General features: G+C 43.1%; 23 protein-coding genes and 1 other RNA gene. 9 read left to right on the forward strand and 15 right to left on the reverse strand.

Translation table 11 applies throughout. The features are described 5' to 3' along the window. Positions 1-427: 427 nt before the first annotated feature. From IM473_RS19785 to IM473_RS19810, 6 genes are all read right to left on the reverse strand, one after another. Positions 428-1,171, reverse strand: coding sequence for a glycosyltransferase family 2 protein (locus IM473_RS19785; RefSeq protein WP_154663861.1), 744 nt, complete (start codon positions 1,169-1,171; stop codon positions 428-430). A gap of 61 nt (positions 1,172-1,232) precedes the next feature. Then, entirely contained in the window at positions 1,233-1,907 is a 675-nt protein-coding gene (locus tag IM473_RS19790) for a class I SAM-dependent methyltransferase (RefSeq protein WP_024968556.1), read from the reverse strand. A 48-nt stretch (positions 1,908-1,955) separates the two neighbouring features. Then, on the reverse strand, positions 1,956-2,948 hold the full coding sequence (locus tag IM473_RS19795; RefSeq protein ID WP_287658525.1) for a glycosyltransferase: 993 nt from the start codon (positions 2,946-2,948) through the stop codon (positions 1,956-1,958). 323 nt (positions 2,949-3,271) lie between these two features. Further along, entirely contained in the window at positions 3,272-4,438 is a 1,167-nt protein-coding gene (locus IM473_RS19800; protein WP_287658524.1) for a pyridoxal phosphate-dependent aminotransferase, read from the reverse strand. Positions 4,439-4,447: 9 nt separating this feature from the next. Then, positions 4,448-4,838, reverse strand: a transfer-messenger RNA (tmRNA) gene (gene ssrA, locus IM473_RS19805). 268 nt (positions 4,839-5,106) lie between these two features. Then, positions 5,107-5,571, reverse strand: a complete 465-nt coding sequence (locus IM473_RS19810) for a hypothetical protein (RefSeq protein ID WP_287658523.1) — start codon at positions 5,569-5,571, stop codon at positions 5,107-5,109. A 184-nt stretch (positions 5,572-5,755) separates the two neighbouring features. Here IM473_RS19810 and IM473_RS19815 point away from each other — a divergent pair, with 184 nt between their 5' ends. The 3 genes from IM473_RS19815 (at position 5,756) to IM473_RS19825 (ending at position 9,267) form a co-directional block, all read left to right on the forward strand. Beyond that, positions 5,756-7,225 carry a TldD/PmbA family protein gene (locus tag IM473_RS19815; protein WP_012266273.1) on the forward strand — a complete coding sequence of 490 codons (1,470 nt, stop codon included), beginning with the start codon at positions 5,756-5,758 and terminating at the stop codon, positions 7,223-7,225. 2 nt (positions 7,226-7,227) lie between these two features. Next, entirely contained in the window at positions 7,228-7,830 is a 603-nt protein-coding gene (locus IM473_RS19820; protein WP_287658522.1) for a DUF456 domain-containing protein, read from the forward strand. Between the two features lie 93 nt (positions 7,831-7,923). Beyond that, entirely contained in the window at positions 7,924-9,267 is a 1,344-nt protein-coding gene (locus IM473_RS19825) for a TldD/PmbA family protein (protein ID WP_287658521.1), read from the forward strand. A gap of 213 nt (positions 9,268-9,480) precedes the next feature. Here IM473_RS19825 and IM473_RS19830 read toward each other — a convergent pair whose 3' ends face one another. Beyond that, positions 9,481-10,212, reverse strand: coding sequence for a hypothetical protein (locus IM473_RS19830; RefSeq protein WP_287658519.1), 732 nt, complete (start codon positions 10,210-10,212; stop codon positions 9,481-9,483). Between the two features lie 111 nt (positions 10,213-10,323). After that, on the reverse strand, positions 10,324-10,761 hold the full coding sequence (locus IM473_RS19835) for a DUF29 domain-containing protein (protein WP_287658518.1): 438 nt from the start codon (positions 10,759-10,761) through the stop codon (positions 10,324-10,326). Positions 10,762-10,929: 168 nt separating this feature from the next. On the opposite strand from IM473_RS19835, the gene IM473_RS19840 reads away from it, so the two are divergent. Next, positions 10,930-11,208 (forward strand): ribbon-helix-helix domain-containing protein, encoded by a 279-nt coding sequence (locus tag IM473_RS19840; protein WP_287658517.1) that lies wholly within the window; start codon positions 10,930-10,932, stop codon positions 11,206-11,208. Next, complete coding sequence (locus IM473_RS19845) at positions 11,198-11,644, forward strand: PIN domain-containing protein (RefSeq protein ID WP_002778830.1); 447 nt, start codon at positions 11,198-11,200, stop codon at positions 11,642-11,644. The genes IM473_RS19840 and IM473_RS19845 overlap by 11 nt, the downstream gene beginning before the upstream one ends. Before the next feature lie 161 nt (positions 11,645-11,805). Here IM473_RS19845 and IM473_RS19850 read toward each other — a convergent pair whose 3' ends face one another. The 3 genes from IM473_RS19850 to IM473_RS19860 all read right to left on the reverse strand — a co-directional run bounded on the left by IM473_RS19850 (position 11,806) and on the right by IM473_RS19860 (position 15,224). Next, a complete protein-coding gene (locus IM473_RS19850) occupies positions 11,806-12,672 on the reverse strand; it encodes a transglutaminase family protein (protein WP_287658516.1) in 867 nt (288 codons plus the stop codon). Next, positions 12,672-13,673, reverse strand: a complete 1,002-nt coding sequence (locus IM473_RS19855; protein WP_185237680.1) for an alpha-E domain-containing protein — start codon at positions 13,671-13,673, stop codon at positions 12,672-12,674. Before IM473_RS19855 ends, IM473_RS19850 begins: the two co-directional genes overlap by 1 nt. A 114-nt stretch (positions 13,674-13,787) precedes the next feature. Then, on the reverse strand, positions 13,788-15,224 hold the full coding sequence (locus tag IM473_RS19860) for a circularly permuted type 2 ATP-grasp protein (protein ID WP_287658515.1): 1,437 nt from the start codon (positions 15,222-15,224) through the stop codon (positions 13,788-13,790). A 238-nt stretch (positions 15,225-15,462) separates the two neighbouring features. Between IM473_RS19860 and petB the strand changes: the two genes are divergently transcribed. Both petB and petD read left to right on the forward strand, forming a co-directional pair. Beyond that, the gene (petB, locus tag IM473_RS19865; protein ID WP_149985988.1) at positions 15,463-16,131 is read left to right on the forward strand and encodes a cytochrome b6; all 669 of its coding nucleotides are present in this window, start codon (positions 15,463-15,465) and stop codon (positions 16,129-16,131) included. 51 nt (positions 16,132-16,182) lie between these two features. Continuing rightward, positions 16,183-16,665 carry a cytochrome b6-f complex subunit IV gene (petD, locus tag IM473_RS19870; protein WP_287658513.1) on the forward strand — a complete coding sequence of 161 codons (483 nt, stop codon included), beginning with the start codon at positions 16,183-16,185 and terminating at the stop codon, positions 16,663-16,665. Between the two features lie 87 nt (positions 16,666-16,752). Here petD and IM473_RS19875 read toward each other — a convergent pair whose 3' ends face one another. The 4 genes from IM473_RS19875 to hmpF all read right to left on the reverse strand — a co-directional run bounded on the left by IM473_RS19875 (position 16,753) and on the right by hmpF (position 20,080). Beyond that, on the reverse strand, positions 16,753-17,562 hold the full coding sequence (locus tag IM473_RS19875) for a squalene/phytoene synthase family protein (protein ID WP_287658512.1): 810 nt from the start codon (positions 17,560-17,562) through the stop codon (positions 16,753-16,755). A gap of 269 nt (positions 17,563-17,831) precedes the next feature. Next, complete coding sequence (locus IM473_RS19880; RefSeq protein ID WP_287658511.1) at positions 17,832-18,056, reverse strand: hypothetical protein; 225 nt, start codon at positions 18,054-18,056, stop codon at positions 17,832-17,834. A gap of 126 nt (positions 18,057-18,182) precedes the next feature. Beyond that, a complete protein-coding gene (locus IM473_RS19885; protein ID WP_257792579.1) occupies positions 18,183-18,311 on the reverse strand; it encodes a hypothetical protein in 129 nt (42 codons plus the stop codon). A gap of 128 nt (positions 18,312-18,439) precedes the next feature. After that, positions 18,440-20,080, reverse strand: a complete 1,641-nt coding sequence (hmpF, locus tag IM473_RS19890; protein WP_287658509.1) for a pilus motility taxis protein HmpF — start codon at positions 20,078-20,080, stop codon at positions 18,440-18,442. Positions 20,081-20,729: 649 nt separating this feature from the next. Between hmpF and IM473_RS19895 the strand changes: the two genes are divergently transcribed. Next, positions 20,730-20,852, forward strand: a complete 123-nt coding sequence (locus tag IM473_RS19895; protein WP_287658508.1) for a DUF4388 domain-containing protein — start codon at positions 20,730-20,732, stop codon at positions 20,850-20,852. 1,074 nt (positions 20,853-21,926) lie between these two features. After that, the gene (locus tag IM473_RS19900) at positions 21,927-22,292 is read left to right on the forward strand and encodes a response regulator transcription factor (RefSeq protein ID WP_287658507.1); all 366 of its coding nucleotides are present in this window, start codon (positions 21,927-21,929) and stop codon (positions 22,290-22,292) included. The last annotated feature ends 234 nt before the right edge of the window (positions 22,293-22,526 follow it).

Raw genomic sequence — 22,526 nt, forward strand, 5'->3', positions numbered from 1 at the left:
AAGCTAAAAATCCTCGTTCTCGTTCGGCTAAACTAAGAATAGCCCAAAAGACAGAATCAGAGGTTATCTGATAGCAGTTATCTTAATTGTGAGGTACAAACTCTCTGGTTTTGGGGAGTCGTTATCTTGATGAGAAAGGCTGTGGTAAAGTAAAAACCAAGAAAGAAAGCCAGTATTTATTCTTCAAAATCACTGACTAAAATAACGCAGTCCTTTTACCAATCTTTCTACTGCCGTTAAAGCTGTTTCTGGAGATAAAGTCTGCTTCAAAAGCTTGTCCCACAGGGTATCTAACTTCCGTTTTTGTAACAAATGACCCACTAATGAATATTTTCAGCACAATACCCAGGAAAGCCAGGGTGGAACTATCTCGATAGTCAGAGTCAATTATTCGAGATGCGTTGTCACTCATAAAACAACAAATAACCTAGTTATCTGTAGCTTGCCTATAAATAGGGATGATTTTCGATCGAACTGTATAGAGCCATCGATCGAGCCTTCTTTTTCGTCTAAACCATTGGGGATGGGCAATATAATGATAACAGCTATCAGGGTTTACGGTTTGTATTTGGTAGCCTAACCCTTGAACCTTTTTAGAAATGGCAATTTCAGATGCGATCGCTTCCCCATAGTTTTTGCCAAGTATAAACCCATCTATTTTTTCTAAAATGGAGCGAGATGTAAAAATAATAATTGATTGTAAGTGTTCGGCAGTTTCCCCTTCAGGGATTTTATGTTCCTCTAAAAAATGTCGGTAAAAATCAACTCTTTTAATGGGTTCACCATTCAGTAAATGATCACGATTAATTTGATTATAACTAGATCGCACCAGTTCTTCCCAAGTACATTCCCAGTTTAAACTTTCTCCTAGAAATCCTATTTGGGGAGATTGACAGAATCGATCAACAAAGGCTTTTAACCAGAGCGGACGGACAATAAAACAGTCATCTTGAAGAAATAAATAATAGTCATAAGGAGGCAAATGTCGCCAACCATAATCCCATGCACCTATGTTAAATCCTGTATTTTCTCGTATTAAATACTTGACTTTTTGGCTATCTAATTGAGGTAAATCAGGTATATTACCCAAACTGTTGGCATTACAGACGACCACGATATCGAAGAGACAACCCGACTCAATACGTTGAAGCTGTTTAAGTAAGTGGAGCAAAGGTTTAATACTCCGCTCACACCAGAATGAAATAATTACAAGGTTTTTCATGTTTCTGAACTTATTTCCTGCAAGCACAAATTAGATATTGAACCGTTAAAAATTCTTCTAAGAGATGATGATTTAAGCGATTGATACTTTTAAGCAACGAAGGACCAGAAAAAGATCTAGGTTTAATACAGGTCACTTTTAAATTTGCTTGTTCAAAAAGATTAATCATCGTCTTTTTGGTAAAAAATCGAAGATGAGTTCTATCGAGAATACCCATTTCTGTATAAGTCCAATTACCTTTAAACAGGAGATCCTTCATGACGTAGATATGTCTAATATTAGGGATACTTGCAATCATCACACCACTTGGATTTAGGAGATCAAGATGGGCTTTAATGATGTTCCAAGGACTTTTCAAATGTTCTAAAACATCGGGATACATTATGCAGTCGAAACGGTAATTTTCGATTTCCATCGGGATAGGAGTTCGATCCAGATCACAAACAATTAATTTTTCCCAACAACCCTGTCGTTTTGCTACTTCAATCGCCTCAGCACTAAGATCAATTCCTATTACCTTACTGCCATATTTATCCACAATAGCTTTGCCAGTTTTACCAATACCACAACCCACCTCAAGAACACTTTTGGGAGTATAGGGTATTAACTCTATTAGGTCAAACCTAGTGCGAGAATTCAGAAAATATGGGTCTAAATTATGAGATATGTCTGGAGAGTTGGTCATGATAAACTATTTTTTACACGAAGGAGAAATAATCGATCGAGAATTGAATTATGCTTTTGACTTGCCAAGGTTGTTTATTTTGTGTTTAAATCTGTCGTATTTGAAAGCTAAATATCGCTGACTGAACAACCATTTTTTTTCAAATTGACTTAAAGCAGACCATTGGTCGTAGGTGGGAAAAGCCACATCTTTGAAAAAAGACATCCATTGATTTAAAGTGGTTTCAATTGTGTGTTCTTTCGCCCTCTCATAACCGTTTTCAACCATTTTTTGATAAAGTTCTGGAGAACTTTTCAGACGACGAACTGCTTCAATTGCCTCCTCTAGAGAGTGAATAATAATAAAATCTAACTCCGTCTTTCTTTCTGCTAAAAAGCCTAACTCTGGAGTCAAAAGAGCGGGAACACCCGCGTGCCAAGCATTAATTAGCTTAATAGAACCTTTATTAGGATAATTTCGAGAATCAAAACTACGCGCGGCTACAATCACATCTAGATTAGTATAATTGTTCCATTGAAATCTATCCCAAATCGGCATCCAATGGCAATTGAGAGTAGCCAAAGACTCTGGCCATGCTTCCGACCTTAATTCCGGTGCCAACTGACCCCTGGTGCCAATGTAAGAAATATTCTCCACTAGGGTGTTCCGTTCCCTATCTCTGGGAACTAACCCTGGCATCGGCCAATGACTAATTAGATAGGGGTTCCAAATAGAGTCCTTAACCTTCTCCCAACTAGACGGATTATAAACAATGTGTAGGTGAGCCGAAGGGTGATATTCTTTGTCGCTTTGGACACAAATTAACATGACCTTATCCAGGAAAGGATAGTCATTATCTAGGGTATCTCGGTCGGCGATTAAAATTCCTTGCTCTGGGATTTCTCCGGCTATTTCGCAAGGAAAGCCGGCTTGTCTGAGATGAAAGTAGGTTTGGGCTATCCAAGCTGTAAAATTGCTATGATCGCCGGTCCATAGAGTTTGGTCTTCCTTGATATTTTTTTGTCTGATTTCGCCAGGGGCATAAAAATAGACTGTTCGCATTTATTGGCCAGAGCATTTTCTGTCCCAGAGTCTAGCGCAAAAACGCTTTGCCGTCAATTGTCCCTCAAGAGGTCAGCAATTCTGATTATGGAAACCAGCCAGCCAAACCCCTAGTCTCAAGAAATACATTTGATCGCCTCCCAGGGTGGATAATTAGGAAACAATCCCTTGAGCTAGGGAAATAGTACCAGGCTTCGCTTTAAGTAATTGACCGACCACGGCAATAATCGGCGTTTGCACCCCATCCATGCGCGAAAGAAGGTTTTTCATCAGTTGTGGTAAAGTAAAAACCAAGAAAGAAAGCCAGTATTTATTCTTGAAAATCATTGACTAAAATAACGCAGTCCTTTTACCAATCTTTCTACTGCCGTTAAAGCCGTTTCTGGAGATAAAGCACCGTAGGCAAGACGCAAATAACAGCCTTCTGTTATCCCAAAAGTTGAACCGGGTAACACCGCCACCCGCTGCTGCTCAATTAAAGTTTTAACTAACTGAAAATCATTCTTGTCTGTAGGAATTTTCAGGAAGAAATAAAAAGCCCCTTCCGCAGTGGCAACATCACAGATATCCCTAATCGATTCGAGAGCATTCAGGCAAATTTCTCTAACTTGACTGATGGTTTTTAACTGTTCTAAAGGATAGCTTTTACCCACCTGTAACGCCCCTAGGGCCGCGTATTGCGACACCACTGGCGGACAGATTAAAATAGTATCCTGAATCTTATTAATCGCCTCAGATAAATGTTCTGGTACTACCATATAACCAATGCGCCAACTGGCAAAACCGTAGGCTTTTGAGAGACTAAATAAGGAAATAGTCCAGGATTCACTGCCAACAATTGCCGCCGGAGAAAAGTGGCGAGCATGGTTATAGGTAAAATACTCATAAGCCTCATCATGAATGTGATAGATGCCTTTTTTTTGACAGATTCGATTGACTTTTCTTAGGGTCTTTTCTGGATAAACTACTCCCGTGGGATTATTAGGAGAAATCGTCACCACTGCCTTAGTTTTTTCCGTGATTGCTTCTTCAATGGCGGCTGGACGCAATTGATAATTTTTGTCTGTGGCGACCAAAATTACTTGACAATCAGCCATTTTTATGGCCATTTCATGATTGAAATAAAAGGGAGTGTTGAGAATAATTTCATCCCCCGGGGAAGTAATGGCTAAAATAGCATTCATAAAAGCCATATTACTGCCCGCCGTCACAAAAATTGCCTGTTTATCGCTGATTTCTATCCGATTATCTTCGGCTAGTTTCTGCCGAATTACTGCTAATAAGGGGGGAATTCCCGCCACAGATTGATATTGATGATTTTTGGGATTAGCTAAGAATAAAGATAGAGATTCGAGCGCCTCCCGGGGTGGATAATAGGAAACAACCCCTTGACCTAGGGAAATAGTACCAGGGTTCGCTTTAATTAATTGACCGACCACGGGAATAATCGGTGTTTGTACCCCGTCCATGCGGGAGAGAAGGTCTTTCATTAAAGTAATCAATGGAGCCGAGCAGAGTCGAACTGCTGTCCAAATTAGGTATTGACTGTCCGTTCATTCACAGGTTTAGTTTCGATTACCCTCGAAACGGGGACTGTCACTTATCCCGGACAGTGGGATGCTCTAGTTAAAGCTTAGACGGTTAACTAACTAGAGAAAGTTAAACGTGGCATCCGTTGGGGGTTTATCCATAGTCCTTAACGGAGTCAAACTATGAATGCTCGAGTCGATTAGAGACTATTAGGCAGCTACAGGAGCGGCTTTACGAGCGAAAGGAACGATGTTGTTCGCATTTACTTTTTGTTTGAGCCTTTGATTTACGAGAGGAGACTCACTCTCGACCTGTATCACGGGGGAGCTTTCGCTAACCTGTCGAAACCGTTACGGCCCCTTGTGCTTACATTCTGATTATAGCATATTTTTTGATTAAGCTAATTGTGGCTCAATTGGGATTTTTCCGAGCTTCCCAGTCTTCAGAGCTAGTCCAGATGGGAAAAAAGGTTTTTATCGCTGATTTTTGGGAAAATTATCCTATATTTGACCTCGATTAGTATCACCAGAGACTAAACAATTAATTGAGCAGCTATTGCTCGACTGCGATAACCTGAGTTCGGAATCAGGGAAAACTGCCAAATTTCCCTAACCCGAACTCACCTTGATTACAAAACCTTGTGGGTATGAGAATGTTGTTTGACGTTATCCTCTGTCCGCACCACATGAACAGCATTTAAGATGCGTTTTTTCTCTAGGGAAAAGTTTAAATCGTCTTTTTGGCCGCCCAAGGGGATTAACCCTTGTAGGTGGGGTTGATTTTTATAGGTGCGAGTGGCCGCAATCGCCCTTTCGACAAAATTCTCGCATAATTGGGCATTATCGGGGAAATTACTGGGTATTTGAGGATTATCGTCCTGAAAAACCTCTCCTAAACTCATAGCGCGGGCAAATTCGTAGGAAGTGGGAATTCCTTTGACAATTGCCTCTAGGGCCGCCGAGGGAATCGGTTCTAACACCGCCACTTTTTCTAAGTCTCCCTCCTGTTTGAGAAAACAAATCGCTAAACCGAATACACAATAATCATCTTTTGTCAAGTCAGAAATGTTTAAGAATTGTGTCGCTGTGGCCATTATTTTTATCCTGAGTCGCTCTTTATCTAATCTTGCGGGCGATGAGCGATCGAATCAAGGTTTTTATTAAGAGATATGAAGGAGAAAAATTTAGCTGGGTTGAACCGCGCTAACCCACCCCCAGACGGAAAAAACTGATAGCTGTTAGACTAGAAACCAGCAGATTAACTGATAAACGAGCTTTATGTCACCCACTCTACTCATCTCCAAAGAACTCCCCACCCTGAAATATAATCCTAGTCTGGAGCGCTTTGATAGCTCTTGGGCGGCTCCTTTGTCCACTCTTCTGGGACTGGGACGGGCTGCCGGGGCAACTTTTATCGAATTTTTCCTGGAAAGAGTCAACTATATCAGTTGTTTAGCCGAAGATGACACCATCACCAGTCTCTCACCGAAACTATCTACAGGGGCAGGAATCCGCCTTTTTCGCGGTAAAGCTGATTGTTATGTCAGTACCAACGATTTAAGCTTCCAAGGCTTAAAAAATGCCCTAGAAAAAGGTTTATCGATTCTCGGTTTAAACCTACCTAGTCCTAACGCCTATATTCCCGAAATCAATCTGGAAATGTTCCGGGATTATGCCACGGTCAAAAATAAAGATATTTGGCTGAATAATTGCAGTTCTTTGCGAGAAATGGGTGATATTCTCCTAACTGCTAACGTTCAACTCAATCAGAAAGCCTCTCACGTCCAATCTCGTCGCGCCGCTTATTTTCGCGATTGGCAAGAAATTTTAGTTGCCGCTAGTGATGGCACTTTTGCCCGGGATATTCGCCTCACCCAATCGGTGGGCTATAATCTCCTCTGTGCCGATGGGACTAATCGTTCTAGCATTGGTAAACGGGTGGGTAGTACCAGCAATCCCGATTTTCTGCGGACGTGGAATGCTGAGGAATCGGCGGCAGAAGTGGCCGAATCGGCGGGTAAAATGCTTTACGCTGACTATGTAGAATCCGGCAGTTATCCCATCGTCATGGCCAATGAATTTGGCGGCGTTATCTTCCACGAAGCCTGCGGCCATTTGCTAGAAACTACGCAAATTGAACAAAAAACCACGCCCTTTCTCGATAAAAAAGGCGAAAAAATCGCCCACGAAAATCTGACGGCTTGGGACGAAGGATTATCCGATAAAGCTTTCGGTACTATCGATATGGACGATGAGGGAATGCCGGCCCAGCGTACTCTCCTCATTGAAAATGGTATCCTAAAAAACTTCATTGCCGATCGCACTGGTTCAATTAAAACCGGCCATCCGCGCACAGGTAGCGGTCGCCGTCAAAACTACACCTATGCCGCCGCTAGTCGGATGCGGAATACCTACATCGCACCTGGGGAATATACCCTCGATAATCTCTTTAATTCCATCGATAAAGGCATTTATTGCAAAAAAATGGGCGGTGGTAGTGTGGGGGCGACCGGCGAATTTAATTTCGCCGTCGAGGAAGCTTATCTTATCGAAAACGGCAACCTGACTAAACCCCTGAAAGGCGCGACTTTAATCGGTTCAGCTAAGGAGATTATGAATAAAATCTCTATGTGTTCCCAAGATTTAGGTCTAGCGGCCGGTTTTTGCGGTTCCGTCAGTGGTAGCGTTTATGTCACCGTTGGTCAACCCCATTTAAAAGTCGATTCTATTACCGTTGGCGGTCGTTAATCATGGCTTTAGTGATTCTCTACTATTTCCTCATTGCCATCATGATAGTGGGAATAATTGGCGAACTGCTGCCCGCTATCCCCGGCATGAGTTTGATTTTAATCGCCATGCTGGTGTGGGGTTTTGTCACCAAATTCGCGGGGATGGGGGTCGCTTTAACCGTGGCCTTTGTTGTCCTTCTCCTCAGTCTGGGGGTGGAATTCCTCGCTAGTTATCTCGGCGCCCAAAAAGTTGGGGCGAGCAATTGGAGTCAAATCGGTCTAGTAGTGGGTTTATTAGCGGGAATATTCGGGCTTTTACCCGCTTTACCCATTGGCGGACCGATTATCGGCTTATTTGTCGGTCCTGTGGTGGGGGCTTTTTTGGGAGAATACGCCTATCGTCGCGATTTGGAATTAACTCCCCGTTTGCAACAATCCCTAAAAGTCTGTGTCGGTATCGTCGTCGGTACGGTTATCGGTCACGTTGCCAAAGCTATGCTGGCCACGGCTGCCGTTATCGTCTTTATTGTCACCACTTGGCCCAATCTCTCTTCAGTTATCAGTTACCAGTTATCAGTTTTCAGTTTTCAGTTTTCAGATTTGAGTTCTTTGTTTTTCAATTAATCAGCCATTTTTCTGATAAATATCACTTTTATCTAGCTGACTGCTGATGGCTGACCGCTCAATTCTACATTCATCTCATTTCTGACCAAATCTATGCCAAAAGTTGAAGATATCGCCCAAATCGCTAATTCTAGCGCCCAAGCTTTAGGAATTGCTAAATACGACATCTATGGTTCCTCGGTCGATGAAACCGATGTGGATGTGTTTCAAGGGGAACCCAAACAGGTACAAGCTTCCAATCGTTCCAGCGTTATCGTTCGCGTCTGGAATCAGGATAATCAAGTCGGTGTCACCTCTACCACCGATGTGGACCCGGTGGGACTGCAATTAGCCCTAAAAACCGCTCAGGAAGCCAGCGTTTTTGGCGTTAAGGAAAATGTCCCCGATTTTAGTCCCGCTGCCACCGCACCTACCACAGAAGTGGCCAGCGAAATGTCTAATCAAGCACCTGTATCCACTCTCGTCGATAAGTTATTAGCCGCCGAAAAATCCCTACTAACGGCCCATCCGGCTATTGCCAGTGTTCCCTATAACGGTTTGGGACAACAGCAGGTCAGACGTTTTTATCTCAATAGCGACGGGGCAATGCGTCAGGAAGCGCGTAGTTATGCCAGTGTGTATTTATACACCAAAACCGAACAGGAAGGCAAAAAACCCCGCAGTGCTGGTGCTTTTCGGGTGAGTCCGGGCCTGGAAAAATTAGATATCGATGGTTGCATCGAGGAAGCGATTACCAAAACTGTTAGCCATCTAGACTATCAACCGATTACCACGGGTAAATATTTAGTGGTTTTTGCCCCCCGCGCCTTTTTGAGTCTAATGGGAGCATTTTCTAATCTGTTTAATGCCCAAAATGTCCTTGATAAACAGAGTCTTTCTACTCCTGAATCCCTAGGGACACAAATCGCCGCTACTGCCTTAAATTTGTGCGATGATTCCCTCCATCCGGCTAATGTTGCCGCAGAAACTTTTGATAGTGAAGGCACTCCCACCCGTCGTGTGGAATTAATTAAAGAGGGGATTTTGAGTAATTTTCTCCATAGCACGATTACCGCTAAACGGATGAATACGGAACCGACTGGCAACGGTAACATTGGTTCAAAAGTAACGGTTAGTCCCCATTTTTATCACGTTTTTGCTAGTGCTAATCAACCAAAAAGCTATTCTTTGGAAACAGCAGAAAATGTGGTTTTAATTGATAGTTTACAGGCACTTCATGCGGGAGTTAATTCTCTACAAGGTTCCTTCTCTTTGCCCTTTGATGGTTGGTTAGTGAACAAAAATGAGCGCATTAGCATCGATTCCGCTACCGTAGCTGGAGATATTTTAACACTGCTGAAATCGATTGTTTATCTGGAACCGGAAGCAGTTATTACTCCCAGTGGTGTTTGTCCCTACGTTTGGGTAGAGGGTTTATCAATCACGGGAGAAGCTTAACACTATACCTGACCAAAAATAGGGGGTATTAACTAGGGTAATACCCCCCGCCAGATGGATGCTAATTTTATAGTCGTGGGTAAGGAGTGGCAAGTGCTGGGGTTCCAGAGAGGAAGCTTGAACATTATCAAGTCATTTAATTCTGTGGAGATAACAGCTTTTAGAAAGTCGAACTTAATTTTCCCATCAAAATTAGGCTCGTCCTTTCCACTATCATAGCCTTTTTTTCAGGCACAGCAAACCCGAACCCATAACGAGGATAGCCATTGTCAGGGATGGTTCAGGAATGGCAGGGTTATCGATACTGAGAGTATTAATGCCAATGGCGCGGTTATTAAAATTACTACTAAATTCAATGCGGCTAATCTCGGCCAAAGCACTTTTTACCCCCAGAAAAATGGCAGAATTATCCAATGCTGTAGAAGATGTACCATGGACACTAAAACTATCCAAAAGATTGTCATTAATATCAAATGCTTTGATAGTACCAACAAAGTTCGGCTCATCATCCACAGCGATTTGCGCTCCAGCAGCCCTAACCGGTTGTGCGAAGCTAATCGAAATCGGGCCGGGGTTGCCAGGAGCGGGAAATAGACCAAACTGCAGCCCCGTAAACAAGAGAAAATCACCGTTAGCAAAGTTAGTCGGGATGCCCTGAGGAATAGGAGCAGTTTTAAAGACAAAAGGCGCTGTAATCGGCAGATTTATCGGATTAATATCTACATCTAAGCCCAATCCTCCAGCGGAAGTACCGGAAAAGGAAAAACCGAGAAAATTAGCGAAATTAGGGTTAAAAGGGTTTAAAACCTTGCCAGGACTCGACCAATCGATGGAATCATTACCCTTGAGGTCGGCATGATTAGTTACCAAGCTAACGGCAAAGCTGGGGCTGATAAGGGCTAAAGAGAGAGAAACCGCAATAGTAGTAGATGTTAAGATTCTCATCCAGAAAATATCCTTAATTTGACTGCCTGATATTATATTCCTCTTTTTCTACCCTAAAATTTAAGTTTTAATAACTATGAGGGTAAGGCCATCAGTTTTTATAATTAAGAACTATTTTTCAGCCGGGGGAAACCAATTATCATCTAATGTTTGTTCGAGGGATATATGAGCGTCTGAATTGAGGGAAAAAAGCTGAGAAACCGATTTAATCGCCACTGGATAAACCTTATCATACATAGCCGCTAATTCTGGCCGTAAGCTGGGACTGTCTTCTAAACGATGCTGAATTTGGGCGCGAAAATTGACTATTGCTGCCGCCCAATGATTACCTGACCGTTTTTTTTCTTCTTGCCAATAAGCCAGCTTTAAAAGATGTTCGATAAGACGGGTTAACAGACTCATTAAAGCTCGTCTATCACTTTTCCTTATACTCTCGATTTCTTCAATTAAATTATCCCAATCCACCTGCTCAAAATTACGCTCTTGTAACTGTTTTACCGTCTCTTTTAGCCATTGATTATAATCAGTTTCGTAGGCAGTTGACGACATAATTTAACTCTCCATAGAAAATTACTTAGTAGATTAAGAAAGGTTAATGGGTGTATCCATTGATAGATAGGGGTTTTCGGCTTTATAGTACATATAAACTAAATAAGTTAAGGTATATAGAAAAACTGGCGATTACGATTCACGACGGTTATAGTAATGTATAATGTAATGTATATAATTAAACTGGCTATGGTCAGCAAAATCCGCAAGCAAATTTATATCGAAGCCGAGCAGAATAATTTACTGAAAGAGAAGGCCCGACAGACGGGACTTAGCGAGGCCGAGATCATCCGACAGGCGATCAACCAACACATAATTTCCGTCAAATCTCCTACCCCGAACTTGAGTGCTTGGGAGCGAGAAAAGGCCTTTATCGCCGGTCTCGAAAACCGCCCATCACAACCGGGTAAAAGGGATTGGCAAAGGGAGGATCTCTATGAACGATAGAGTCCTGCTCGATACCAATATTCTGGTCTATCTCTACGATATCGCCGAGAAAAGCAAACGGGAACGGGCATTAACCGTTGTCGATGACCTGATCCGCACCACCCGCGCCGTCATCAGCCCGCAGGTGATGGGAGAATTCTTTCAGGCCGTCACCCGCAGCCGTCGCCCCCTGCTAACCCACGAAGAAGCTCTGGCCCGCATCCGTCAATATCTAATAGCCTGTGAGGTAGTTCCGATCACCGAGTTGATCGTTCTGGAAGCCACCCGTGGAGTAGAAAGTTACCAGTTTTCCTACTGGGATGCCCAGATCTGGGCGACCGCTCGCTTAAATCAAATCACCACGGTCTATAGCGAGGATTTTAATTCCGGGGCTACCATTGAGGGAATTCATTTCGTCAACCCCCTGAACGATGGCGGCAGACTTTCTTTTGGGTAAGATAGCTGTAGTTTCGCCAAGATTCCCAAGAAGGCGAGGGCGGCGGCTTCTTAACGAAGGCAGGAGGCGGTCGGCCGTTTTTGTAACGGGGATTTATGCCCCGCTCCCAAAACTTTTCGCCTTGTTGCTGTGCCAAATCCTTGACCCATAAACAATCACCCTCAAGATAACAAATCGATGGCAATTGTCGATGATAGCTGAGATTCTATCACTTGATGACCGAGATTAACCGGTCGAGCATTTCCCTCTACCGGGGCGCAATAACGGGGAATTGGGCTAGAAACGAGGCTAATATGACGGTCACTCACCGCTAATCCATGGGTAGGATCATAGCCTTTCCAGCCGCCCCCCGGCAAATACACCTCCACCCAAGCGTGTAAATGTCTTTCTCCTTGGTCTAAATCTCCTTCTTGATAGCCACTGACAAAACGGGAAGCTAATCCCACACAGCGACACACATCCATAAATAAAACCACAAAATCGCGACAGGAACCCTGCTTATTTTTCCAAGTGTTTCCGGGTAGATAGGGTTCCCCGTTAAGACGAATAATTTGCTGACAATTTCGGTAAATTTTGTCATTAAGATTAAACAGGAAAGATAGCACCTGTCCCTCGGTTTCCTGCATAACTTCTTGGGCTAATGCTGCCACATCAGGGTCATTAGCTAACCCATAAAATTGTCTGTAGGGTTGTAATTGGCTGTGGAGGGAAATGGGATAATCAAAGGGTAAACAGGTCGCCCAAGGTTCCAACAAATACTGAAAAGGATTAACCCCATGGGTTTCCACTTCACTCACCATATCAATCAATAATTCTTCCGTCGGTTGATTAAACCAAATTTGTAAACAAGAATTGCCATCGAGGTCGATAATATTAGTTATCGTTAAAGGTTCTGGGTTAATTTTGAGCGTGAACTCTCGCAAAGTTTGCCCACCATCGGATTTTGGTCGCAAGCGCAGCAGATGGGGTGATAAAATCACGGGTTGATTATAGAAATAGTTAGTTTGATGCCGAATGTGATAACGCATTAAGTTGTTAATTGGGATTGATATTGAAAGTTATTTACTGGCAGAGGTGAGGCAAGTTCAGGATTAAAAACGAAGAAAGTTTCTGTCATTTTTATTCCCACATCATTAACTCTTTTTTGAATATGGTCGAGGAATTCATGCAATCCCATTTCAATAATATCCTCGATAGTTAGATAACTCATTTCCGCACAAAGTCGCCCTAAACTTCTTTCTACCGAATTCCCCCAAGTTCCTATAGGAGTCCCTGTAACTTGATGCAAACAGTGGTCTAATTCCCGCAGACAAAAGTGAATTGAACGAGGAAATTCTCGATTAAGAATTAAAAATTCGGCCACGTCACTAGGAGTAATCCGTCGTTGACATTTACGATACATTTCGTAGGCACTCACCGACCGCAGTAAAGCAATCCATTGAATTTGGTCTAGAGAAGTTCCTACCCATTGAGCGGAAGGCAAGAGATAATAGTATTTAACATCAAGAATTCTGGCGGTTTTATCGGCGCGTTCCTGTAATCTTCCCATAACGCCAAAATGCCAACCTTCATTATGAGTCATCGTTGCATCCATCACCCCCGCAAAACGGTGACTAGCTAATTTAACTTGGGTAAAAAAGTTCGGTAAAGTAGTTTGAGGATGGTAAGAGGAAGCGTCTTTTACCATCAAGAAAAAACCATTAACCTGTTCCCACATTTCCGAAGAAATAATCTCGCGAACTGACCGAGCATTTTCTCTGGCCCAGCGCAAACAAGAGATAATTGAGTTACTATATTCCGTGTCAAATGTCAAGAAATTGATCACATTTTCTGCGGTGGCTGTGCCGTAACGTTTCTTGAATTGTTCTAAATCTCCCGTGGTTAAAACCAAAGGTTCCCACTGTTGCAAAACACTGGTAGGTACATCTAACATTAAATTAAGGTTAACATCCATAAACCGGGCGACATTTTCTGCCCGTTCAATATAGCGATTTAACCAATAAATTGAATCGGCAACTCTACTAAGCATAATTAACCAGGAAAAAGTGAAAAGGTTAGGGTGGATTGGGCGAAAATAATTTATGCACTCGACTCATGATTTAATTTTGGCCGTAACCCAGCAAAATTTTGATTATTGTCTTGATTACTTGGTTAAAACCCAAGTGTCTTTACTGCCACCACCTTGAGAAGAATTAACTACTAAAGAACCCTTTTTCAAAGCCACGCGAGTTAACCCCCCGGGATGCACATAAATTTCATCGCCACGATGGAGAATATAGGGACGTAAATCCACATGACGACCTTCAACTTCCGTGTCAATTAAAGTGGGAACCCTAGAAAGACTTAACACCGGTTGAGCGATATAATTGCGGGGATTAGCAGCAATGCGTGGGGCGAATTCTGCCCTTTGTTCGGGGGTAGCTTGAGAACCGACTAACATCCCATAACCTCCCGACTCATTAGCGGCTTTCACAACTAACTTATCGAGATTATTTAAGACATAATCTAAGTCCTTTTCTCGCCAACAAAGATAGGTAGGAACGTTATTTAAAATCGCTTCTTCTCCCAGATAATAACGAATCATATCGGGGACAAAAGCATAAATAACCTTATCATCGGCGACTCCCGTACCCGGGGCATTAGCTAAAGCGACGCGACCTTCCTGGAAAACTTTTAATAACCCGGGTACACCTAACATCGAATCGGGACGAAAAACCGCTGGATCTAAAAAGTCATCATCGAGGCGACGATATACCACATCTACCCGTCTTAATCCCTTGGTGGTTTTCATTTGTAGATAACCATCAAAGACAACTAAATCACGCCCTTCCACTAATTCTACCCCCATTTGTTGGGCGATAAAAGAATGTTCAAAGTAGGCAGAATTATAGGTTCCGGGGGTTAAAACCACCACGGTAGGATTAGGTAATTGGGCTGGGGCTAAATTGAGGAGAGTTTCCAACAGATGGGAAGGATAATCATCCACCGGTTTAACATTCATTGTCTGGAAAATATCGGGGAAGGTGCTTTTCATTACCCGACGATTTTCGAGGACATAGGAAATACCGGAAGGAACCCGCAAATTATCCTCTAAAACGTACCACTGACCATCTTTATCGCGGACTAAATCGGTTCCCGTAATGTGACACCAGATACCTCCGGCGGGTTTCAGTCCCACACAGGGTTTAAGAAATCCCGTTGCCGAGGCGATTAATTCGGGGGGAATAATGCCATCTTTAATGATTAATTGATCATTGTAGATATCGGAGAGAAAAAGATTGAGGGCTTTGATGCGTTGTTTCAGGCCTCTTTCTAAATAATCCCAGTCCTCAGCTGCGACAATTCGGGGAATAATATCAAAAGGAAAGATTTTTTCCACCCCTTGATTGTCGCTATAGACATTGAAAGTCACCCCCAATTCAAACAGGGCCGACTGAGCGGTTTCCCGGTGTTGTTGAAGTTCTCGGGGCGGCAGATTCTGCAACCATTTGATTAAAGGGGACGCGTGGGGACGAGGTTGACCATCATCTAAGAATAGTTCGTCGTAGAAGCCTTCGGGATCGTAGGTATTTAATAGCACACTGACCTCATTGCATACCTTACCTATTCCCAGTGTCGGACAATTGTCCCGATTTTTTGTAGTCTAGGAGACATTTTAAGGGAAATTTTAGGAAGTTAGCCGTTTTTCGGGTCTAGCGATCGCCGATTGATCCCCACCGGTGGAGAAACCTGACCGGAGCGAGAATTAGACCTGAAAACTGTGTTACATTTTTTAAAGGTCACACATTAAATCTTTCATTTTTCTTACTGGTTACGCGATGTTTACCAAACAAGTAACGGATTCTAAAGCCTATCAATGGTTTGAGGAACGCTTAGAAATTCAAGGGATCGCTGATGATATCAGCACCAAATACGTTCCCCCTCACGTCAATATCTTCTACTGTCTGGGTGGCATCACCCTTGTGTGCTTCGTGATCCAGTTTGCCACTGGTTTCGCCATGACCTTCTACTACAAACCCACTGTAGCAGAGGCCCTCTCCTCCGTACAGTACATCATGAACGAAGTTAACTTTGGCTGGTTAATTCGTTCTATCCATCGCTGGTCTGCCAGTATGATGGTCTTAATGATGATCCTGCACGTTTTCCGCGTCTATCTGACCGGTGGCTTCAAAAAACCTCGCGAATTAACCTGGGTAACTGGGGTTGTCCTGGCCGTGATCACCGTTACCTTCGGTGTCACCGGTTATTCCTTACCCTGGGATCAGGTGGGTTACTGGGCGGTTAAAATCGTTTCTGGTGTACCTGCTGCTATTCCCGTCGTCGGCGATCAACTCGTCACCCTGATGCGCGGTAGCGAAAGCGTCGGTCAAGCAACTTTAACCCGTTTCTACAGCTTACACACCTTTGTCCTGCCCTGGTCGATCGCGGTCTTCATGTTGCTACATTTCTTGATGATCCGTAAACAAGGCATTTCTGGGCCTCTATAATTCAGAAAAGTATCTCTGTCGATCCGAAATCATTTTTAGGAGACATTATCCATGTCCACATTAAAAAAGCCCGATCTCAGCGATCCCGCTCTGCGCGATAAGTTGGCTAAAGGGATGGGTCACAACTACTACGGTGAACCCGCTTGGCCTAACGATCTACTCTATGTCTTCCCGGTGGTTATCTTTGGTACGATCGGACTCTGCACCGGTTTAGCGATTATGGATCCCACCATGATCGGTGAACCTGCCGATCCTTTCGCTACTCCCTTAGAAATTCTGCCAGAGTGGTATCTTTATCCCGTTTTCCAAATTCTCCGCATTCTTCCTAACAAACTCTTGGGTATTGCCTGCATGGCCGGCGTTCCCCTAGGCTTGATGTTAGTTCCTTTTATTGAAAGCGTCAATAAATTCCAAAATCCTTTCCGTCGTCCCGTCGCTACCGCTATCTTCCTATTTGGTACTGTGGTCACGATTTGGTTAGGTATTGGTGCCACTTTCCCCATCGATATATCTTTAACTCTCGGTTTGTTCTAAGTTACTGAACACCACCGGTTTGTTGCCCACGCTTGTGATTCCTGACTTTGGAAGAGCGATCGTGGGCAATTTTAATTTTGATTTCTTCTATCGGGTAATTTGTTGTACCAAAGCGATGACATCGCTGCGGCTGAGTTTTTCCTTGCCTAAAGCTAGGACTTCGAGAGTGCCATGGGCTAAAGCGAGGGGAATCTTACAAAAATCAAGTGCTGGTCCTTGCGGCAGCGATTGAGTGTAATAATCGGCTAATTTCAGATTACGACGGGCATAATTATGAATATCACTAATTGTCCAACCCTGGGGCAGAAAACTTACCCCTCGGCGCAGATCCTCGCCATGGTTGCGGGCAATATTAACCGCTTGTAAACCCCGACCAAAACCGATGGCATAACTGCGATTAGTTTGAGTGCCGTCGTACCAATTCCAGAGGTCAGACAGCAATAAACCCACGGCACCAGCCACACTAAAGGTATATTGATCTAATTCTATTTCTGTGCGAATATCCCAGTTATTCCCAGCCCAGTAGGCCATGCGATCGGCCATGGCCGCCGTGGCATCCCAGACCCGGGGGGCGATCGAATCCGGTGCTAACATTGCCCATTCGCCAATTCTCAGGGTTACTTCCGGCAAAATCTCCCGATGGACTAAGCCAAAAGCAAAGTCCTCCTTGGTGGAATTTTCAGTACCTGCTTGTAAATTCAGGCTAATTTGTCTTAATATCTGGGATTTACTGAAGTTATCTAGGTCGGGATGGTCTTCTACTTCATCGATCGCCCTCATACAGAGATAAGCTGAGGCTACCGCCTCGAGCAGATGATCCGGTAAACGGCTTATGGGAATATAAAAAGTTCGACTCGTTTCTTGCAGAATCGTTAAAGCATTATCGCGCAAATTCATTCAGTCCTCTCCTCACGCCAACTTAGGTAACTACGAGTTAAACCAATCAGACAGATCGGTTTAGGTTATGCCGATGTTCCTAAGACCAAGTTGCTGTCCATTGTAGTATGATTATTCAAAATTTCGAGATTATTCCCGAAAAAATCAACCATTAGGGTATTCTTGACAATTTTTCTTTCTGGGATATGTGAGGGATAATTACGGCAATTTTTCGAGATTACGGGCTTAAAAAGCCGATTTTACCCGTTTTTAAGCAGTATTTTGCGGCTTCATAGCAGGGATTGAAAGGAGGTCACTTGTAAAACTGGCCCGATCATGGCCAGAGTCATCACATCTGAGCGAATTTGACCTATAACTATCACTTTTGCCTTTGTTTGGATTAATTCGGCGGGTGCTTCCATTAATTCGTAGGTTGGACCGTTATCAGCAATTAATGCCCAAGTTCCCGTGCCTATTTCGATTCTTTTTACCCGACCCGTTACACTAACACTCATGCTTTAATTTCCCTGATCGAGGCGATCGCAATTGCCGCCACTGTTACAAGCATTCTATCGATATCTTTCCTTGGCATTGATTGCCAATTTTGCTGGATTTTAACCCCATGAATCAGTTTTTTTTATCTAAAAAGCGATCGCCACTTCCGCCACCACCGCTAAGAGGGAGGCCACAGCCGCTAAAATGATTATTTCTCGATCGGATTGTCTCATAGCTATCTGAGTATAAATTACTAATCCTAGTCTATACCACATCTAACCTAGAGTTAAATTGATCTAAATTATTTTATTCATAGATAAAAAGCTATAAAAGTTATCGGCAAGAAGGGCGAAATCTTTTTCTGAATTACCCTGTATTATTTGTTCAGGAACCCTAATTAAGCCTAACTGTTAATAGCGTAATGATAGGCAATACCATTAGATTCCATAGGTATCAACCACTGGGAGATAGTTTCTAGTTTTTGACGGATTTGATCGAGATGATCCTGCACGGGTTGCAGGAAAGTTTCGTACTGTTGTATCTGAGTTTTTAAACGCACTAATACCAGATTAGCATCGCGCCATTGTCGCTCCTGTTCTTCAAATTCACGAGTTTTTTGCTCTAAATCCGACCATTGCTCGTCAATAGTATCTCTGTATTTTTGTAAATCCTCTTGTAGTCGCTTGATTTCTGCTGCTAAACGTTGACTTTCTTGGAGATTATTTTGATAACTATCCTCCAGGAGAATTAACACTGGTTCAAAGCTACATTTTTGGGCATCTTCTGGGGATAAAATTCCCTGTCTGCGTTGCAGAATTTTCAGGTGTTGAGAGCGAATAGCTTGCCTTTCCCGAAGATTACGTCTTTGTCCGACCAAAGTTTCCGCCAGCATTCCTTTTCTCTCATGTTCCTCGGCTAATTCTTCTTCTAAATTAGCTCGCTGGGATTCATCTATTGTGGTCATTCTTGCCTCTAATTCTTCCACGGTTTGAGATTGGAGAGTTAATTCTTCCTCTTGGTCGTTGACAAAAATTTCCAAGCGATTGAGGTCTGTTTGTAAATTGTTAACTAAGCTCTCCAATTCTTCTAAAGGCATTTTTTCAAGAGCTTCTATATCGATTTTACCATCAAAATCTAGGTCTTCTGCTTGGGCGAGACGAAGAAGCATTTGTCGAGTAGAATCAGTGGTTTGTAGGGTGAGGTTAAGGCGCTCGAATAATTCCTGTTTTTGACTCAGAACAGTTTCTTGTATTTGTAGTTGTATTTTTGTTGTTTCCAAAGCAGTACGACTTATCTGTAATTCCCTGGCTCTTTGTTCGAGATGATTAAGCATTTGTTCGTTGGCGACCTGACGATTTTCTACAGCTTTTTTCTGCTCCTCTAAACTGTGCCAACAACTATTTAAAATTGTCTGTTGTCCCTGCACAGATTCAAGAGTTGAATAGAAAATTTGTGAGGGAGAATTGCCCAGGTCGTGATTATTAGCTAAACTCTCCGCTAGAGAGCGAATAAATTGTTGTTGTTCTGGGGAAAGATTGGGGGAGGAGTTGAAATTTATTTGTTCTTCTTCCAGGTGTCGCTGTTGCTCCTGTAATTGTTGTTTTAGGTTTTCCAGTTCTTGTCTTTTGCCCTCTAAATAATCGAATTCTGCTTCTATTCGCTCAATTTGCTCAATTCTTGCCTCCATTTCCATTTTCTGGCGGTTGAGAATCTCGCTTTGATAGGTGAGGGATTTTTTCCACTGATCGATTTTCTCTTGATCTTCCTTATTGCGCTCGATCAAACGGGAAATCTTTTGCAGTTGCCGCACCATCTCTGCTCCCGCTAATTCCGGGTTTCCTTGCAGTTGACGATTATCGCTCAAATTCACCAAGAGAAGCGCACCTTCTCCTATGGAGTTAGTTTCGTCGTAGGTTAAGATATCATTCCCCGCTATGGCACTCCACGTCTGATCTTTATGCTGACAGGCCAATAGTTTCAATTCGGTTTTGTAACCGCTCATAAAACCTCTAGTCTGTTTTTTTAATTCTGCAAGGTATAGCACGAGTAGTCTTCCTCTGTGATGAAAGTTTTTGTAATCGGTTTTAGAGAGAGTTGGCGATCGAGGTTAGGAGCGGCCTGTCTATAGTTTCAGTGTACCCATCGGCTGCCAAAAAATTTTTAATTTCTATCATGCGAGTTTTTCTTTTTGAGACATACATTTGTCCTCAATTTTTTCTCTTACCCACTGGAAAATTTTAAATTTTTGAAGATTTTTCAGCAACAATTTACTGACCTAGTCTCAAAAAATTCGGCATTCAATCTCATAAATCGGCTGATGTTTTCTGACCCCTTTTACCTCTGGCTGCAGTTTGCATAAGCTGACCACACATCTAAATGATCGGTTAAGACGGCGTGAGAGCGAGAGGCAAGGAGAGAAAGCTAGACCTTTTGTACTGAAAATTTCAAAGGCTAGTTTAAATGCAGTAAAGCTTACTGAAAAATATCTTACATAATTAGCTTATCAGATTTATTATTAGTGACAAGAGGAAGGAAGACAGCGTTTCTCCTAAAGATGAAGTATGACGAGATTTGGCATCATCCCCAGACGAACACCTAAAACCAGAGACTTCGTACCTCAACATTAAGATAACTGCTATCGGTTCTTCTAGACTAAAAGAAATAGCGTCTAGTGGGGGAGATTCCGAGAAATTATGCAAGGAAGTTTCAATGAGATTGACCTTCCCAGTCTTTTACAATTGATTGAATTAGGACAAAGAACAGGAGAACTATTGATGACGATCTCAGTATTGGTGAAAAAGTCGAGAGTATTTTAGAAAATTCTAACTATTCCTGTGGTCTTTTCCATTAGAAGCTCTCGCTCAGGCTATAGTGATCGAACCTGCTCTCATTCTCTGGGATATCGCCCTACCAAAACTCGACGGTTTAACCGGTCAAGGGGGGGCTGCTGGCAAGGGTAAAAGCCAAAATGGGTTCTCTTATTCTTTGTGTGATCAGTTTAAGTTATATAGGAGCGCTCAATCTTTGTGTCCTTTGTGTCTTTGTGGTTCGTTCCACTCGCTACTCGCTGGGTGCATCTCATTTTTGTAAATCTACCAATTGGGATTTTTACGGGGAAACTCTCGGCTAAAATCCAGTATTACTTCCGATTTTATCACTCAATCCCAGCTTTTGGGGGGTTCTACCCCCAAACCAACCCGTTGGGGGCGTGGCGCGGCCACTGAGCTTTTACATTGAGCCTTTGCATTGAGCCTGTCGAAATGTGTGGAAATGTGTCGAAGTGCCGCCCCCAAACCCCGGAGCGCATTAGCTTTTCGGTGGGATGCTTACAGACAGCTGCTGATACATTTGTAGTCATCTAAGAGTCACTGATAATTGCTGATTGTCGGTATTCCTGCAAATGTGAGATGCGCCCCACTCGCTCGCTGGCAGGAATGTATCTTAGAATACATTTTACCCACCAAACCCAAGAGAGTCCAAAATGGTGGGGGCAACCGATTATTTAAGCAAACCTTTCAGCGAAAATGAGTTATGACTGCTGTTGGAAAAATACGTTGAGGGGAATAGAGGAATGGGGGAATTAGCGTAATGGCAGGATAGGGGAATGTCAACTAAAACCCTAAAACCCCAACATCCTAAAACCTGACACTAAACCCCAAACCCGAAAAAAAATCTCTTGGCTAGTCGTTTTTAACAGTGGAATTGGGAAATATAGGGGTAAAACCCGAAGGGGTCAATCAAGTCCTTGTTGAGAAGGAAACCCCCTGATAAATTTCAGAGTGCGTTGGAGGCAAAAAATGGGAGCAATTTCGGAGCATCGGGTCAACGGGAACTATTATCGCGCATCTTTTTCCATTGTTATTCTTGGCGGCCTAGCTAGGTAGGGAGTTATGAGAGAAATATTGCTGGTAGAAGACAGCCAAGCGCAACGGGAACTGATCTGTGATCTACTCCGCAATAGCGGCATTAAGGTCACGATCGCCAAAGATGGGGTGGAGGCCCTCGAACATATTCAGAGAGCCAATCCCGATCTCGTCGTCCTCGATATCGTCATGCCCCGCATCAATGGTTATGAGGTATGTCGTCGTCTCAAGTCGGATCCCAAAACCAAAAATATCCCCGTGATCATTTGTTCCTTGAAAGCGGAAGTCTTTGATCGCTATTGGGGCATGAAAATCGGAGCCGATGCCTACATTGTCAAACCTTTTGAACCGATTGAGTTCATTTGCACTGTTAAACAACTGCTGCGCCGATAAAATCGCCTTCACCGGTGACAGTCTAGCTATGCTATAGGTCAAGACAGCTAAAAACGCTGACCGAAAATTTGGGTACAAGCCCCGCCCTTTAGTGCTATCCATTAGTCGGAGCTTTCTTAACAAAAAGAGAAGAAACTTAAAAAAAGGGGAAACGATTGATAGGTATAGTTTTGAAAGAAGGAATCAAGGTGGAGGTAAGCAAAAAAATGGAGAAATGGGCAGCCCAAGAATTAC

The organism is Microcystis sp. M015S2, assembly GCF_020245945.1.
GTDB lineage: Bacteria > Cyanobacteriota > Cyanobacteriia > Cyanobacteriales > Microcystaceae > Microcystis.